General features: G+C 68.7%; 12 protein-coding genes. 5 read left to right on the plus strand and 7 right to left on the minus strand.

The annotated features are described in order from the left end of the window. The first annotated feature begins 17 nt into the window (after window positions 1–17). Window positions 18–512 (plus strand): macro domain-containing protein, encoded by a 495-nt coding sequence (locus tag ACGFI6_RS29290; RefSeq protein WP_393124138.1) that lies wholly within the window; start codon window positions 18–20, stop codon window positions 510–512. Window positions 513–541: 29 nt separating this feature from the next. Here ACGFI6_RS29290 and ACGFI6_RS29295 read toward each other — a convergent pair whose 3' ends face one another. The 3 genes from ACGFI6_RS29295 to typA all read right to left on the minus strand — a co-directional run bounded on the left by ACGFI6_RS29295 (window position 542) and on the right by typA (window position 4,843). Next, a complete protein-coding gene (locus ACGFI6_RS29295; RefSeq protein ID WP_393124140.1) occupies window positions 542–1,132 on the minus strand; it encodes a L,D-transpeptidase in 591 nt (196 codons plus the stop codon). A gap of 193 nt (window positions 1,133–1,325) precedes the next feature. Beyond that, on the minus strand, window positions 1,326–2,981 hold the full coding sequence (locus tag ACGFI6_RS29300) for a glutamate--tRNA ligase (RefSeq protein ID WP_393124142.1): 1,656 nt from the start codon (window positions 2,979–2,981) through the stop codon (window positions 1,326–1,328). After that, on the minus strand, window positions 2,981–4,843 hold the full coding sequence (typA, locus tag ACGFI6_RS29305; RefSeq protein WP_393124144.1) for a translational GTPase TypA: 1,863 nt from the start codon (window positions 4,841–4,843) through the stop codon (window positions 2,981–2,983). Before typA ends, ACGFI6_RS29300 begins: the two co-directional genes overlap by 1 nt. A 280-nt stretch (window positions 4,844–5,123) precedes the next feature. Between typA and ACGFI6_RS29310 the strand changes: the two genes are divergently transcribed. Then, window positions 5,124–5,759: a TetR/AcrR family transcriptional regulator gene (locus tag ACGFI6_RS29310; protein ID WP_393124146.1), complete on the plus strand. Its 636-nt coding sequence runs from the start codon at window positions 5,124–5,126 to the stop codon at window positions 5,757–5,759. On the opposite strand, the gene ACGFI6_RS29315 is transcribed toward ACGFI6_RS29310, so the two are convergent. The 3 genes from ACGFI6_RS29315 to ACGFI6_RS29325 form a co-directional block, all read right to left on the minus strand. Further along, entirely contained in the window at window positions 5,727–6,887 is a 1,161-nt protein-coding gene (locus tag ACGFI6_RS29315; RefSeq protein WP_393124148.1) for an FAD-dependent monooxygenase, read from the minus strand. The two genes, ACGFI6_RS29310 and ACGFI6_RS29315, sit on opposite strands and share 33 nt — an antisense overlap. Window positions 6,888–6,995: 108 nt before the next feature. After that, on the minus strand, window positions 6,996–8,003 hold the full coding sequence (locus ACGFI6_RS29320) for an asparaginase (protein ID WP_393124150.1): 1,008 nt from the start codon (window positions 8,001–8,003) through the stop codon (window positions 6,996–6,998). 46 nt (window positions 8,004–8,049) lie between these two features. Continuing rightward, window positions 8,050–9,042: a YgfZ/GcvT domain-containing protein gene (locus ACGFI6_RS29325; RefSeq protein ID WP_393124152.1), complete on the minus strand. Its 993-nt coding sequence runs from the start codon at window positions 9,040–9,042 to the stop codon at window positions 8,050–8,052. 191 nt (window positions 9,043–9,233) lie between these two features. Between ACGFI6_RS29325 and ACGFI6_RS29330 the strand changes: the two genes are divergently transcribed. Then, the gene (locus ACGFI6_RS29330; protein WP_393124154.1) at window positions 9,234–10,055 is read left to right on the plus strand and encodes an LLM class flavin-dependent oxidoreductase; all 822 of its coding nucleotides are present in this window, start codon (window positions 9,234–9,236) and stop codon (window positions 10,053–10,055) included. A gap of 155 nt (window positions 10,056–10,210) precedes the next feature. Here ACGFI6_RS29330 and ACGFI6_RS29335 read toward each other — a convergent pair whose 3' ends face one another. Then, window positions 10,211–11,593, minus strand: coding sequence for a cation:dicarboxylate symporter family transporter (locus ACGFI6_RS29335; RefSeq protein ID WP_393124156.1), 1,383 nt, complete (start codon window positions 11,591–11,593; stop codon window positions 10,211–10,213). Between the two features lie 119 nt (window positions 11,594–11,712). Here ACGFI6_RS29335 and ACGFI6_RS29340 point away from each other — a divergent pair, with 119 nt between their 5' ends. Then, the gene (locus ACGFI6_RS29340) at window positions 11,713–12,969 is read left to right on the plus strand and encodes a sensor histidine kinase (protein ID WP_393124158.1); all 1,257 of its coding nucleotides are present in this window, start codon (window positions 11,713–11,715) and stop codon (window positions 12,967–12,969) included. Then, on the plus strand, window positions 12,962–13,639 hold the full coding sequence (locus ACGFI6_RS29345; protein WP_393124160.1) for a response regulator: 678 nt from the start codon (window positions 12,962–12,964) through the stop codon (window positions 13,637–13,639). The genes ACGFI6_RS29340 and ACGFI6_RS29345 overlap by 8 nt, the downstream gene beginning before the upstream one ends. The last annotated feature ends 143 nt before the right edge of the window (window positions 13,640–13,782 follow it).

Below are 13,782 nucleotides of genomic sequence, written 5' to 3' on the forward strand. Positions count from 1 at the left end.
GCTTCGTCATCGACATCGTGTTGAGTACTGCCGATATCACCACCGTGCCTGCTGATGCGATCGTCAATGCGGCGCATCATGCGTTGCGGGGTGGCGGCGGGGTGGACGGAGCGATTCATCGCGCCGGCGGGCCGGGGATTCTCGCGGAGCTGATCGAGCGGTACCCGGACGGCACTCCAACCGGTACGGCCGCGTGGACCGGCGCCGGCGCATTACCGGCGACGTACGTCATCCACGTCGTCGGGCCGAACTACACCGCCGGCCAACGGGATCCGGCGCTCCTCGAGTCCTGCTACCGCAACGCGCTGCGGATCGCGGACGAGCTGGGAGTACGGACGATGACGCTGCCCGCGGTCTCGGCCGGGATCTACGGCTGGCCCGCACAATCCGCAGCGGACCTCGCCGTACGGACACTGCGCCGGACCGCGACCGACGTGGAGACCGCGACGTTCTGCCTCGTGAATCCCAGGCTCTACAAGGCGTTCCGGAACGCGACAGCGGCCGGGGAGTAGCTCCCCGGCCGCTGTGGCGTGTTCTCAGGTCACTTGCTGTAGACGACGACCTTGTCGCCGACGTGCACCCGGGCGAACACCCAGGCGACCTTCTTCTTGTCGCGGACGTTCACGCAGCCGTGCGAGGCGCCGTTGTAACCACGCGCCGCGAAGTCGGACGAGTAGTGCACCGCCTGGCCACCGCTGAAGAACATCGCGTACGGCATCTTCGAGTGGTAGAGCGACGAGACGTGGTTCTTGGACTTGCGGTAGACCTTGAAGACGCCGTTGCGGGTCGGGGTCTTCGACGCGCCGAACCGGACGTCCATCACCTGGATCGGCTTGCCGTTCACCAGGTAGACCAGCTTGCGGCTCTTCTTGTTGATGCAGAGCACCCGCCCCTTGCTCATGCAACGGCTGTCGAGCCGGTACTTCCGCATCACGGCCGCACGGCTCGCGGCCGCGGTCGGCTTCTTCGCGACCGGGGTGGCCCGCGGCGGCAGGTTCGGCGGCGGGGCCGCGTTCTGCGCCGACGCCGCCCCCTGGGACGCGGCCTCGGCCGTGGTGGCCGCTGTCAGTCCTCCGACGCCCACGACCGCGACAGCCGTCAGCGTCGCGCCGAGCTTACGCAGAATGCTCATGATTCCTTTGTCCTTCCCCCAAAAAGTGCTTCCACAAGACAGACGTCGCCACCTGGCGTCTGGTTGGTAACGAATCAGAACTTTCCCCACCGGCGACCGAGAATTTAAATATCACACCGATGTAGTCCAGGTCGCGCCACGTGAGCGACCGTGTCCACTTCGTGGCCAACGGCCGTCACTTCTGCCCCAGGAGTTACAGACCGGCCAGCGACCGCAACCTGCGCAGGACCTCCGGAGCCCCGAGGGCCTGCGCCGTCGCGTGCAGGTCCGGGCTGCGGGTCGCACCGGTGATCGCGACGCGTACGAGCTGCGAGGCCTCGCGAATCGAACCCGGGTAGGCATCCGGATCCTTCTTGTACTCCTTGGCGTTCGCCGCGAAGCCGTGCTTGGCCGCGAGCCCGCGGATCTGGTTGAACCACTCCTGCGGGTCGTCGAGATGCTCGTACCCGGCGACCAGATCCTGTGCGAACGCCGTCACCACGTCGTGCGCAACTCCCAACGGAGCCAGGCGCTCGTCCGCCGGACCGTCCACCGGCACGAACAGTCCGGTGAAGAAGAAGCCGTACGCATCCCGGAAGTCCGACCACTTCCGAAGGTCCTTGCGCGGGTTCTCGACGCCGTCCCGCTCGACTGCGAGCGCCCGCAGCGCGAGCTCGGTCTCGTTGTCCAGCACGGGAATCAGGTCGGCGTCGTACTCCGCCGCCCAGACCCGTACCGCATCGAGGATCTGATGACCGCTCAACGTCGCGATGTGGTCGGCGCTGATGTCCTCGAGCTTCACCAGATCGACGAGCGGACCGGCGACACCGCACTGGTCCAGCTGGATCGGCGTCGACAGCGCCTCCGCCAGCGGCAGCTCCGCGAGCCGGCCGTTGGCGAGACCACGCAGGTAGTACAGCACCGCGTCCGCCGGGTAGCCCGCGCCGATGTAGAAGTCGACGCCGGCCTCGGGATCCTTCCGCTTCGAGAGCTTCCGCTTCCCGCCCGGGATCTGCTTCATGAGCAGGGCGATGTGCGCGTACTCGATCGGATCGAACTCCAGCGCCGCGAACAGCTGCTGATGCAACGGCACCGAGGAGACCCACTCCTCACCGCGGATCACCAGGTTCACCCGCATCAGGTGGTCGTCGACCGCGTGCGCGAAGTGGTAGGTCGGAAGCCGCGGCGACTGGTCCGAGGACTTCAGGATCACCGCGTCGTTGCGATTCGCCTCGTGCTCGAGCCGGCCGCGGATCGCGTCGACGAAGCTGGTCCGCCGCCCGTCTGCGTCGTCAGGCGCACGGAAGCGCACGACGTACGGCGCCCCCTCGGCGAGCTTCGCGGCGACGTCGGCCGGGTCCGCGTTGCGCCACAGCGCGTACTTCCCGTAGTAGCCCGTCGGCACCTTGGCGCCCTGCTGACGCGAGGTGATCGCGGCGAGCTCCTCCTTGGTGGCGAAGCACAGGTACGCCTTGTCCTGCCGGAGCAGGTGCCGTACGTACGTCAGGTAGATCTGCTCACGCTCGGACTGCACGTACGGCCCGTACGAACCCCGGTTCCGATCCTCGTCGGCGCTGATGTGGAAGTACTCGAAGGCGCGGTCGAACTGCTCCAGCGCGCCCTCGACCTCACGGGCCTGGTCGGTGTCCTCGATCCGCACCAGGTACACGCCGCCGGTGTTCGACGAGATGTCCCGGTCGATCATCCCGACGTAGATGCCGCCGAGGTGGATGAATCCGGTCGGCGATGGGCCGATCCGTGTGACCTTCGCACCCTCCGGCAGCTCGCGCGCCGGGTACCGCTCTTCCCAGTGCGCCGGCTCCGGGAGATCGGCCGGGAACAGCCCGTCTACCACTGTGCGATCGAGCATCAGTTCTTGTTCTTACGGCCGAGCTTGGAGCGCTCGATCTGGGTCAGCGCGACCTTGCGCATCCGGATCGCGTCCGGCGTCACCTCGACGCACTCGTCCTCGCGGCAGAACTCCAGCGACTGTTCGAGGGACAGCTTGCGGGCCGGGACCAGCTTCTCGAACTCGTCCGCGTTCGAGCGGACGTTGGTCATCTTCTTTTCCTTGGTGATGTTGACGTCCATGTCGTCGGCGCGCGAGTTCTCGCCGACGATCATGCCCTCGTACACCTCGGTGGTCGGCTCCACGAACATGGTGCCGCGCTCCTGCAGGTTGATCATCGCGTACGACGTCGCGGCGCCGGACCGGTCCGACACCAGCGACCCGGACGGCCGCGTCCGCAGCTCGCCGAACCAGGGCTCGTACCCCTCGAAGACGTGGTGCGCGATGCCGGTACCGCGGGTGTCGGTGAGGAACTCGGTCCGGAACCCGATCAGCCCACGGGCCGGGACCAGGAACTCCAGCCGGACCCAGCCGGTGCCGTGGTTGGTCATCTGCTCCATCCGGCCCTTGCGGACCGCGAGCAGCTGGGTGACGGTCCCGAGGTACTCCTCCGGGCAGTCGATCGTCAGCCGCTCGACCGGCTCGTGCCGCTTGCCGTCGATCTCGCGGGTGACCACCTGCGGCTTGCCGACGGTCAGCTCGTAGCCCTCGCGGCGCATCTGCTCGACCAGGATGGCCAGCGCCAGCTCACCACGGCCCTGCACCTCCCAGGCGTCCGGCCGCTCGGTCGGCAGCACCTTCAGCGACACGTTGCCGACCAGTTCGCGGTCGAGGCGGTCCTTGACCAGACGGGCGGTGACCTTGGTGCCCTTGACCCGGCCGGCCAGCGGCGAGGTGTTGGTACCGATGGTCATCGAGATGGCCGGCTCGTCGACGGTGATCAGCGGCAGCGGCTTCGGGTTGTCCGGGTCGGTCAGGGTGTCGCCGATCATGATCTCCGGGATACCCGCGATCGCGACGATGTCACCCGGTCCGGCCGAGTCACCGGGGACGCGCTCGAGCGCCTCGGTGACCAGCAGTTCGGTGATCTTGACCTTCTGGATGGAGCCGTCGTGGCGGCACCACGCGACCTGCGAGCCCTTCTTCAGCGTGCCTTCGTGCACGCGGACCAGGGCGAGCCGGCCGAGGAACGGCGAGGCGTCCAGGTTGGTGACGTGTGCCTGCAGCGGCGCGTCCTCGGTGTACTCCGGGGCGGGGACGTTGTTCAGGATGGTCTCGAACAGCGGCTCGAGGTCCTCGGAGTCCGGCAGCCCGCCGTCGGCCGGCTGGGTCAGCGAGGCACGGCCGGCGCGGGCCGACGCGTACACCACCGGGAAGTCCAGGGCGCTCTGGTCGGCATCGTGGTCGAGCAGGTCCAGGAACAGCTCGTACGTCTCGTCGACGACCTCGGAGATCCGGGCGTCCGGACGGTCCACCTTGTTCACCACGAGGATCACCGGCATGCTCCGCGCCAGCGCCTTGCGGAGCACGAACCGGGTCTGCGGCAGCGGGCCCTCGGAGGCGTCCACGAGCAGCACGATCGCGTCCACCATCGACAGGCCGCGCTCGACCTCACCACCGAAGTCGGCGTGCCCGGGGGTGTCGATGATGTTGATCGTCATCTGCTCGCCGTTGGCCATCTTGTGCCGGACGGCGGTGTTCTTGGCGAGGATCGTGATGCCCTTCTCACGCTCCAGGTCGCCGGTGTCCATCGCCCGTTCGTCGACGTGCTGGTGGGCACCGAACGCGCCGGACTGCCACAGCATCGCGTCGACGAGAGTGGTCTTCCCGTGGTCGACGTGGGCCACGATCGCGACATTGCGCAGGTCGTTACGGACAGGCATGAGGAAGCGCTCCAAGCAATCAGAGGGATCTGGCGGTGGCTACGGCTGGTTTCACGTGCCACTCGACACAGGGCGCAGCCCCTACATCTTACCCGTCACCGCTCGTGTCCAGAAAACGGGACAACCTTTGACATTTGTTGACTGGACGTCCAGTCTATAGACGGCGCCTGGGGAGGGGCCGTAGTCACGGGGGGTCAGCCCCGAGGCGCCGGGCACGGTGAATGGGGGGTTGCCCGGCGCTTCAGGGCCCTGACCGGCTGTCCGACCTTGCGAGGGATTCGTGCCGCGATCCGCGGGCGTCAACCAGGAGCTGCGGGAACGGTCCCGCGAGCGCATCCTGGCCGCGGCGCTGGAGGTGTTCGCCGCGAAGGGCTTCGAGGCCGCGTCGATCTCCGACGTGACCGCCGCCGCGGGCGTCTCCCGCGGCCTGGTGTCGTACTACTTCGCCACCAAGGAGCACCTGGCCGCCGAGCTGCTGGACCGCTGGCTGGACGGCATCGCCGGCATCATGTCGATCCAGGGAACTCCTGATGAACGGCTGGCCGGCATCATCGACGGCTCCCTGCTGGCGGCCGCGACCACGCTGCCGATCCAGCGGCTGGCGATCAGCCTGATGATGCAGCCGGGTACGCACGACGTGTTCGCCCGGGTCGAGGACGCCAAGTCGGCCCGGCTGTCGCTGGTCGAGGACGCGATCCGCGCGGTGTTCGTGGCCCGCGGCGCGGACGACCCGGCCGTCGAGGAGATGTTGCTCAGAGCAACTTTGGAGGGCGTGACCGTGAAGCTCGCGATCTACCGCGAGACCTTCCCGCTGGAGGCTGTCCGCCGCCGCCTGTACGCCGGGTACGACCTGCCCGCCCCCACTGCCCCACTCCCGTACGCATCACCTGCCGTCGACCGGCTCCGGGCCAAATGATCCTGGCGGAGACCAGTTGAAGATTCGGGTGCCATTGCGCAACGCTGCCTGTGGTGGGGTGAGTCGCAGCATCGCGTTCCGCAGCCATTGACCACGCGGGCCCAGGTGCGAGCCGGTGCGGGCCATCCATTCCGACCGGTTGACGAGCTTCTGCGTACGCCGGTACCGCTGCTTCTCGTACTCGCGCAGACCGGCCGCCAGATCGTTGCCCGCCCGGATCAGCAACCCGGTCGAGACGGCGTCCTCGAGCGCCGAGTTCGCGCCCTGCCCGAGCGTCGGCAGCATCGGATGCGCCGCGTCCCCGATCAGCACGACCCGTCCGCTGGTGTACCGCGGAAGCGGCCGGTCCAGCACCCATACGTCGTGCCGGATCACCTCGTCGGTCGCCTCGATCAGGGCCCGTACGTCGGGAGCCCAGTCGGCGAAGTACGCGCGGACTGCCCGGACCTCGTCCTCGATCGGGCGCCCGCTCGGCATCGTGACGTACCCGTACCAGTAGACCTCGTCCGCGCTGATCCGCAGCGCCCCGAACTCCGCGCTCGGCCCCCACGTCATCGCGAACCGGTTGTCGAGCGTCTTGTCCGGTGTTGCGGACCGCCAGCAGCTGAAACCGCTGTATTTCAAGGCGTTGCCGAACAGCACGCTCCGCGTCACGCTGCGGAGCCCGTCGGCGGCGACGACCAGATCGGCCTGGGCACTGTGCTCCCCGTCCGCCGACTCCCACGTCACCCGCGCCCGCTCACCACCCGGCGTACCGGGATCCACCGCGGTCACGCGTGCACCGGTCAGTACGTCGGCATCCTGTACGGCGGCCAGCGCCTCGTGCAACCTGCGCCGATGGATCCCGATCAGCTCGGTACCGGTCGCATCAGGGGCCTTGAGCAACCATTTCCCGTCCCACCGGCGGGTACCGGCGGAGCGGAGCTCGTACCCGTTCTGGCGGATCCGCTCAGCGGCGCCGATCACCTCCGCCGCGCGCGATCCGTTGACGGTCACGGCAAGCCCCGCGCCTACTTCCCTGGCCTCCGGCGCACTCTCCAGCACCCGGACCCGCCAGCCGGCCCGCCCCAACGCCGCAGCAGCCGCGAGCCCACCGATCCCCGCCCCGACAACGATCGCCTCATCCATCACTCCACCATAGGAAGCTGCGGCGTTGCCCACGTACAGCAGCGGGAGTATCTGTGACGCCTCTCCGGAAAGAACCTTGCACCAGGTGCAGGAAATGTTCCGGAAAGGTCAGTCGAAGATTGAGCTCGGGCGGATTGCGCCGACCTGGACGCCACCGCCCAGTACGACGCCCGAGGCGAGGTGCTGCCCGATCACCGGTTCGTCGACACCGAGGCGCCGCAGCGTCGCGGCCGTGACCACCTGACGGGCCCGCCGCGCGCCGTCGCCGTCCTCGATCTTCACGGCGATCCCGCGGCCGTCGGCCAGGCCCACGGCGTACACACCCTCGGCACCGACCTTGCAGAACAGGCCGTCGACGCCGCGCATCAACTCGGTCTCGTCGCGCTTGCTGCCACTCGCGTACTGCGGGAACTCGCGGTACGCCTTCACGATCCGGCCCTCGTCGGTGTCCGCGGCCGACGCCGCGAAGAGCCCGAAGGACCGCGCGAGACCGGCCAGGCTGAGCGCGAAGATCGGCGCACCACAGCCGTCGACGGCGACGTACGAGACCTTCTCGCCCGCGGAGTCCTCGATCGCGGTCCGGATCGCCTGCTGCAGCGGGTGGTTCGGCGACCGGTAGTCGTCGCGGCCCCAGCGCGCGTGCGGATCGTTCTCGGTGGCCGGGTCGTGGATCGGCCACCCGTTCAGCGTGCTGGTCAGGATCATCGCGGCGTGCTTGCCGGAGCAGTTCATCGCGAGGCGTTCCGGCGTCCGGCCGGCCCGCACCCACGCGTCCCGGTCCGCCTCGGACGACGGGTACGCCGGCGGCGTCCGCAGAGCCGACACATCGAGCCCGGCCTTCGCGAGGATCGCCTGTACGCCGTCCAGGTGGAACTGCTCGCCCGAGTGCGAGGCACCCGCAAGTGCGAGCAGTTCATCGGTGAGCGGGAGGCCGTTGCGGACCATCGCCAGCGCCTGCATGGGCTTGTTGGAGGAGCGGGGGAACATCGGCTCGTCCACGACGCCGACGGACCAGTCGACGGAGCCGTCGGGATTGGTCACCACGACAGCGCCACGGTGGTGGCCTTCGACGAAGTCGCTACGGACCACGTCCGCCAGGATCACAGATTCACTCACGCCAGAACTGTACAGGTGCAAAACCTGTGGTTGCCAATGAATCAGCTCACAGGCGGGAGCGGACGTGAAGGCCCGCTTCGGGGTCCACGAGCGGCTCCTGGGTGGCGGTCACCGTGGGCTGGTCCTCGGCAACCACCTGCAAGCCCACCTCGGGGTCGACGTTGCGCTTGACCAGGGCGAGGGCGATCGGGCCGAACTCGTGGTGGCGGGCCGCGGAACCGACGAAACCGACCTGCTTCTCACCGGCCTGCACAGCGTCACCGTGCGCCGGAAGGCGATCAACCGAGCCGTCCAGGTGCAGACGGACCAGCCGCCGGGGCGGGCGGCCGAGGTTGTGGACCCGGGCCACCGTCTCCTGGCCGCGATAGCAGCCCTTGTTCAGATGGACGCCGACGCCGAGCCAGCCCAGCTCGTTCGGAATGGAGCGCTCGTCGGTGTCCAGGCCGAACCGCGGTGCGCCGGCCTCGATCCGGAGCGCCTCGTAGGCCCAGATCCCGGCGGCAGGGCCCTCCAGGTCGGCCAGTGCGGCCCGCGGCAGGAAGATCTCGTACCCACCGAGCGAGTCCTCGCCGCTCCGCGTCAGGTGCTCGCCGGCGGCGGGTCCTGAGCGCCAGATGATCGCGTAGTCGTCGGTCACGTCCGCGATCTCGACGCGGGACATGAACACCATCTTCTGCAGCCACTCCATCAGCGCCGCGGCCGCGCCGGGCTCGGTGTGCAACCAGAACGTCTCGCCGTCGTCGACGCCGTACATCACGTGCTCGACATGCCCGGTCGGGGACAGCAGCAGCGCGGTCGTCGACGTACCGGGCTTGAGACCCTCGAAGTACTGCGTGGTCAACGCGTGCAGCCAGGTCAGCCGGTCCGGGCCGGTGATCGTCACGACATCCCGGTGCGACAGGTCCGCGAACGCCTCGCCCGCGACCAGGGCGCGTTGTTCGCGCAGGTCGGAGCCGTAGTGCGCGGCGACGCCGGCGTCGAGTCCGTCGGCCTCGACCGCACCGGGCCGGTCCAGCAGGGGGCTGCGGTTGCGTGACATGTCACCAGAGTACGTCCTCCGGCGTACGCCGAACGCCTCCCGTCGTGGGATGTGGACAGACCCCCTGGTCCGCGACTGTGGAGACATCAAACGTCGAGGGGAGCGAGACCCATGAATGAGCGCAGCGAGTTCATCATCCAAGACAGTGCGACGCGTGCCTCATCCGCGCCCGGAGCGAAGCGAGGACGCGGATGAGTATGAGGCGATTCCGGTTCGGAGTGGTTGGGAGCCCGACGACCGGTGACGAGTGGATGACGACCGTACGCCGGGCCGCGGAGCTCGGGTACTCGACCGTACTGATGCCCGACGGCCTGCAGTTGCCGTCGCCGTTCCCGTCGCTGGCGATGGCTGCCGCGGTCGCGGACATCCGGGTCGGTACGTTCGTCGCCGCGGCACCGCTGCGGACCCCGCGGGCGGCCGCCTGGGAGGCGCACACGCTGACGGTGCTCACCGACGGCCGGTTCGAGTTCGGCATCGGCACCGGACGTCCGGTCGCCGAGCAGCAGACCGCCGAGCTCGGTCTGCCGTGGGGTTCGGGCAAGGAGCGCCGCGACCAGGTCCGGCAGACGCTGGATCACCTGAAGCAGCTCGACGGTGACCGTCGTACCCCGATCATGCTGGCCGCCGGCGGACCACGCGCACTCGCCCTGGCCGCCGCCCGCGCCGACATCGTGTCGCTGGCGAAGGACGCGATGACACCGCGTGCAGAGGTCGCTCAACTGGTGCAGGACCTTCGCGAGCTGGCTGGTTCACGTGCCGACGACATCGAGCTGGCAATGAACCTGTTCGCCGCCGGCACCCGCGAACTCCCGCCGTGGACCAAACGCGCGGCCGGCGTCGACCCCGAGGTCCTCGAGGCCAGCGACTCCCTGATGATGCTGCGCGGCACCCCCCAACAGATGACCGACGAACTCCAACGCCGCCGCGACGAGTTCGGCACCTCCTACATCAGCATCAACTCCACCTACCTCGAAGACCTCGCCCCCGTGGTGGAGGCCCTCAACGGCAAGTGATGCGGACGCCCAGGCCATCACAATGCGCCCGAGCTCGCGCGCTGCCCCGTGGGACGTCGCGGAGGTGGTGATTGTGATGGCCTGGCGGTCCGCCACCACAGCGCTGCCCGCCGGCTGTTGGCCGGCGGGCAGCGCTTGAGGGGTGGGAAGGTGGATCAGGCGTCGGTGGGACGGGCCTCGACTGCGGCCGGGGCGCCGCCTCCGTGGACGTCTCCACCGTGGGTGTCACCGGCGGCGAACGCGACCTCGTCGAACGGGTCGTTGCCGGCGAAGACCTGGCGGGCTTGTTCCTTGTCGAACTCTCCGACCCAGTGGCCGACCAGGAGGGTCGCGACGGCGTTGCCGGCGAAGTTCGTCAGCGCCCGCGCCTCGGACATGAACCGGTCGATGCCGACGATCAGCCCGACACCGTCGAGCAACTCCGGCCGGTGCGACTGCAGACCACCGGCCAGCGTCGCCAGGCCCGCACCGGTGACACCGGCGGCGCCCTTCGAGGCGAGAATCATGAACAGCAGCAGCGAAATCTGCTGCCCGACCGAGAACGGCGTGTTCATCGCCTCCGCGATGTACAGCGACGCCATCGTCAGATAGATCGCGGTCCCGTCCAGGTTGAACGAGTACCCGGTCGGCACGGTGATACCGACGACCGACCTGTCGATGCCGAGATGTTCCATCTTGCCGATCAGCCGCGGCAGCGCGGTCTCCGACGACGAACTGGACACGATCAGCAGGAACTCACGACCGAGGTAGCGGAGCAGCTGGAAGATCGACAGCCCGGTGACGAGCCGCAGGATCGTGCCCAGGATGACGATCACGAACAGCAGGCAGGTGATGTAGAAGGCCAGCATGATCTTGCCGAGGCTGACCAGTGCGTCCCAGCCGGTCGCGCCGACGACGGCCGCGATCGCGCCGAACGCACCGACCGGTGCCGTCCACATGATCATCGACAGCACCTTGAAGACCAGCCGCTGGATGTGACCGATGCCGGTCAGGATCGGCTGCCCCTTGGCGCCCATCGCCTGCAGCGCGAACCCGACCAGGAGCGCGACCAGCACCGTCTGCAGCACCTGACCCTCGGTCAGCGAGGACAGCAGCGACTTCGGGATGACGCCGAGGATGAAGTCCGTCGAACTGGTGTGCGCACCGGCGGCCTGCGCCTGACCGGTCTTGCGCAGCTTGTCGGTCAGGTCGAGACCGGCACCCGGCTGCACGATGTTGCCGACCACGAGGCCGATGGCGAGCGCGACCGTCGACATCACCAGGAAGTAGACGAGCGCGAGGCCGCCGACCTTGCCGACGCTGGCGGCCTGCCGGACGGATCCGATACCCAGGACGAGGGTGCAGAAGATGATCGGGCTGATCAGCATCTTGATCAGGTTCACGAAGCCGGTGCCGAGCGGTTTCAGCTCGACCGCGAAATCGGGGAACAGGAACCCGACACCGATGCCGAGCAGGACGGCGACGATGACGGCTATGTAGAGGAAATGCGTCCGGTCGTTACGGACCGGGGTCGGGCGGGCTTCGGTCGGGCTCGACATGGTGGGACTCCCTGTATCGGCCTGGCGGAGGGGTAGTTGGGCCTGGTGAGTAACTGTGACGTGACGCACAGGCGAACCGCGCATTTCGTTCATATCGTTCGCGGTGCAAACTGTTCGGCATGAAGCGTCGGCCGTGGGAGTTGCGCAGCCAGGTTCTCTGGCTGCAGACCGTCACGGTCACAGTACTCATTGCGATGGTGTGGATCGTGATGGTCAGCCGCTCCCGCGCGCAGGCGCTCCGGGACGCGGCGGCGACCGGCCTGGCCGCGCCGAGCTGGTGGGAGCTGGTCCGGCTCGACCTGCGGTCGATGCTCGGGATCGCGAGCCTGATGCTCGGCGTCGCGATCGCCGGCAACGCGCTCGTCACCTGGCGGGTACGCCGGGCCACCCGGGGCGTGGGCACGCAGTCGCTGGCCCGGATGCTCGACTTCTACGAGGGCGTACTGCACGCGGCGCGCGAAGGCCTGCTCCTGCTCGACCTCGACGGCCGGGTCCAGCTCGCGAACGACGAGGCGCTGACCCTGCTCGGGCTGAGCTCCGTCGTCCCCGGTACGCCGTTGGAGGAGCTGCACCTCGGCGCACCGCTGGCCGAACTGCTCGCGACCGGGCGGACCGCGTACGACGAGCTGCATCTCGGCGCGCAGGGCGTGCTGGTCGTGAACCAGCAACCGTCCGGCCGCGGGCGGATCGTCACGCTGCGGGATCACACCCAGTTGCAGCGCCTGCTCGGTGAGCTCGACGCCGTACGGAGTTTGGCGGAATCGCTGCAGGCGCAGAATCATGAGGCCTCGAACCGGCTGCATACCGTGGTCAGCCTGATCGAGATCGGGAAGCCGGAACGAGCCCGGGAGTTCGCGGTGTCGGAGTTGCAGTTCGCGCAGGCGATGACGGATCGGGTCGTCGGTACGGTCGGCGATCCCGTCCTGGCATCGTTGCTGCTGGCAAAGTTGTCGCAGGCGCAGGAGCGTGGCGTCGTACTCTCGCTCGACCTCGGCCACGAAACGCTGAACACCCGGCTGCCCGCTCAGGACGTGGTGACCGTCGTCGGAAACCTGCTGGACAACGCGATCGAGGCTGCGCGCGGTGGCCCGGCGCCGCGGAAGGTGGAGCTGCGGGCCGCCACGACCGTCCAGGCGATCGACCTGATCGTGACGAACACCGGTGTCGAACTGGGTTCGGTGGAGCTGGCGCACATGTTCGAGCGCGGCTGGACGACGAAGGCCGAGCCTGGACATGGACTCGGGCTGGTTCTGGTGCGGAGCACGGTCGAGCGCTGGCAGGGATCGTTGATGGTCGACCCGGACTCCGAGCTGGACGACGTACCGGCGTTGACGGTCCGGGTACGGCTGCCGCGGGCGGTGAGCGCGAGTGCCTGATCTGCGCGTACTCGTCGTCGAGGACGACCCGGTCGCCGCGGAGGCACACCGTACGTACGTGGACCGGCTACCCGGCTTCACCTGCGTCGGCATCGCCGGTACGGCCGGACGCGCGCTGCAGGTGCTGGCGCGTGGCGGCCTCGACCTGGTGCTGCTCGACATGCACCTGCCGGACGGGCACGGGCTCGACGTCGTCCGCCGGATGCGTGCCCTCGGCAACCAGATCGACGTGGTCGCGGTGACGTCGGCGCGCGAGGTCGCCGCGGTGCAGGCGGCGGCCCGGATCGGCGTCGTGCAGTACGTCCTGAAGCCGTTCGCGTTCGAGACGCTGCGCGACCGGTTGACCGCGTACGCGCGGCAGCGGCGCGCCGCCGCACTGGGTGATGTCGTTGCCGATCAGGACGAGGTCGACCGGCTGTTGCATCCAGCAACCGTCTCGTCGGTGCCGAAGGGGCTGGCCGGCGGCGTACTGGACCGCGTCGTCCAGCTCCTGGCCGACCGCGAAGGCTGGACCGCCGAGGAGATCGCCACGTCGATCGGCACCTCCCGCATCACCGCCCGGCGCTACCTCGAACACCTCGCCGACCAGGGCCAGGCGCTCCGCACCCAGCGCTACGACGGCCGCAGCGGCCGGCCCAAGGTCGAGTACTCCTGGGTGGCGGAGAGCTAGGGCGTCGCCCGGTCATCCAGCCTCGGAGAAGCGCGGCCAGGGGATCGGGCAACAGCAGATATGAACCAACCGCGGACAGCGTCGCTCGGTCGCGAGCGCATACCTGAGATTCATGGCCCGCCGCCGAGACCGGCGCCGCCACC

Origin of the sequence: Kribbella sp. NPDC048928 (genome assembly GCF_043197975.1) — a bacterium.
Taxonomy (GTDB): Bacteria; Actinomycetota; Actinomycetes; order Propionibacteriales; family Kribbellaceae; genus Kribbella.

Coding starts and splice junctions, on each gene's coding strand:
- ACGFI6_RS29295 (WP_393124140.1), bottom strand. CDS start 1,132: ATGAGCATTCTGCGTAAGCTCGGCGCGACGCTGACGGCTGTCGCGGTC.
- ACGFI6_RS29340 (WP_393124158.1), top strand. CDS start 11,713: ATGAAGCGTCGGCCGTGGGAGTTGCGCAGCCAGGTTCTCTGGCTGCAG.
- ACGFI6_RS29315 (WP_393124148.1), bottom strand. CDS start 6,887: ATGGATGAGGCGATCGTTGTCGGGGCGGGGATCGGTGGGCTCGCGGCT.
- ACGFI6_RS29300 (WP_393124142.1), bottom strand. CDS start 2,981: ATGCTCGATCGCACAGTGGTAGACGGGCTGTTCCCGGCCGATCTCCCG.
- typA (WP_393124144.1), bottom strand. CDS start 4,843: ATGCCTGTCCGTAACGACCTGCGCAATGTCGCGATCGTGGCCCACGTC.
- ACGFI6_RS29335 (WP_393124156.1), bottom strand. CDS start 11,593: ATGTCGAGCCCGACCGAAGCCCGCCCGACCCCGGTCCGTAACGACCGG.
- ACGFI6_RS29325 (WP_393124152.1), bottom strand. CDS start 9,042: ATGTCACGCAACCGCAGCCCCCTGCTGGACCGGCCCGGTGCGGTCGAG.
- ACGFI6_RS29330 (WP_393124154.1), top strand. CDS start 9,234: ATGAGTATGAGGCGATTCCGGTTCGGAGTGGTTGGGAGCCCGACGACC.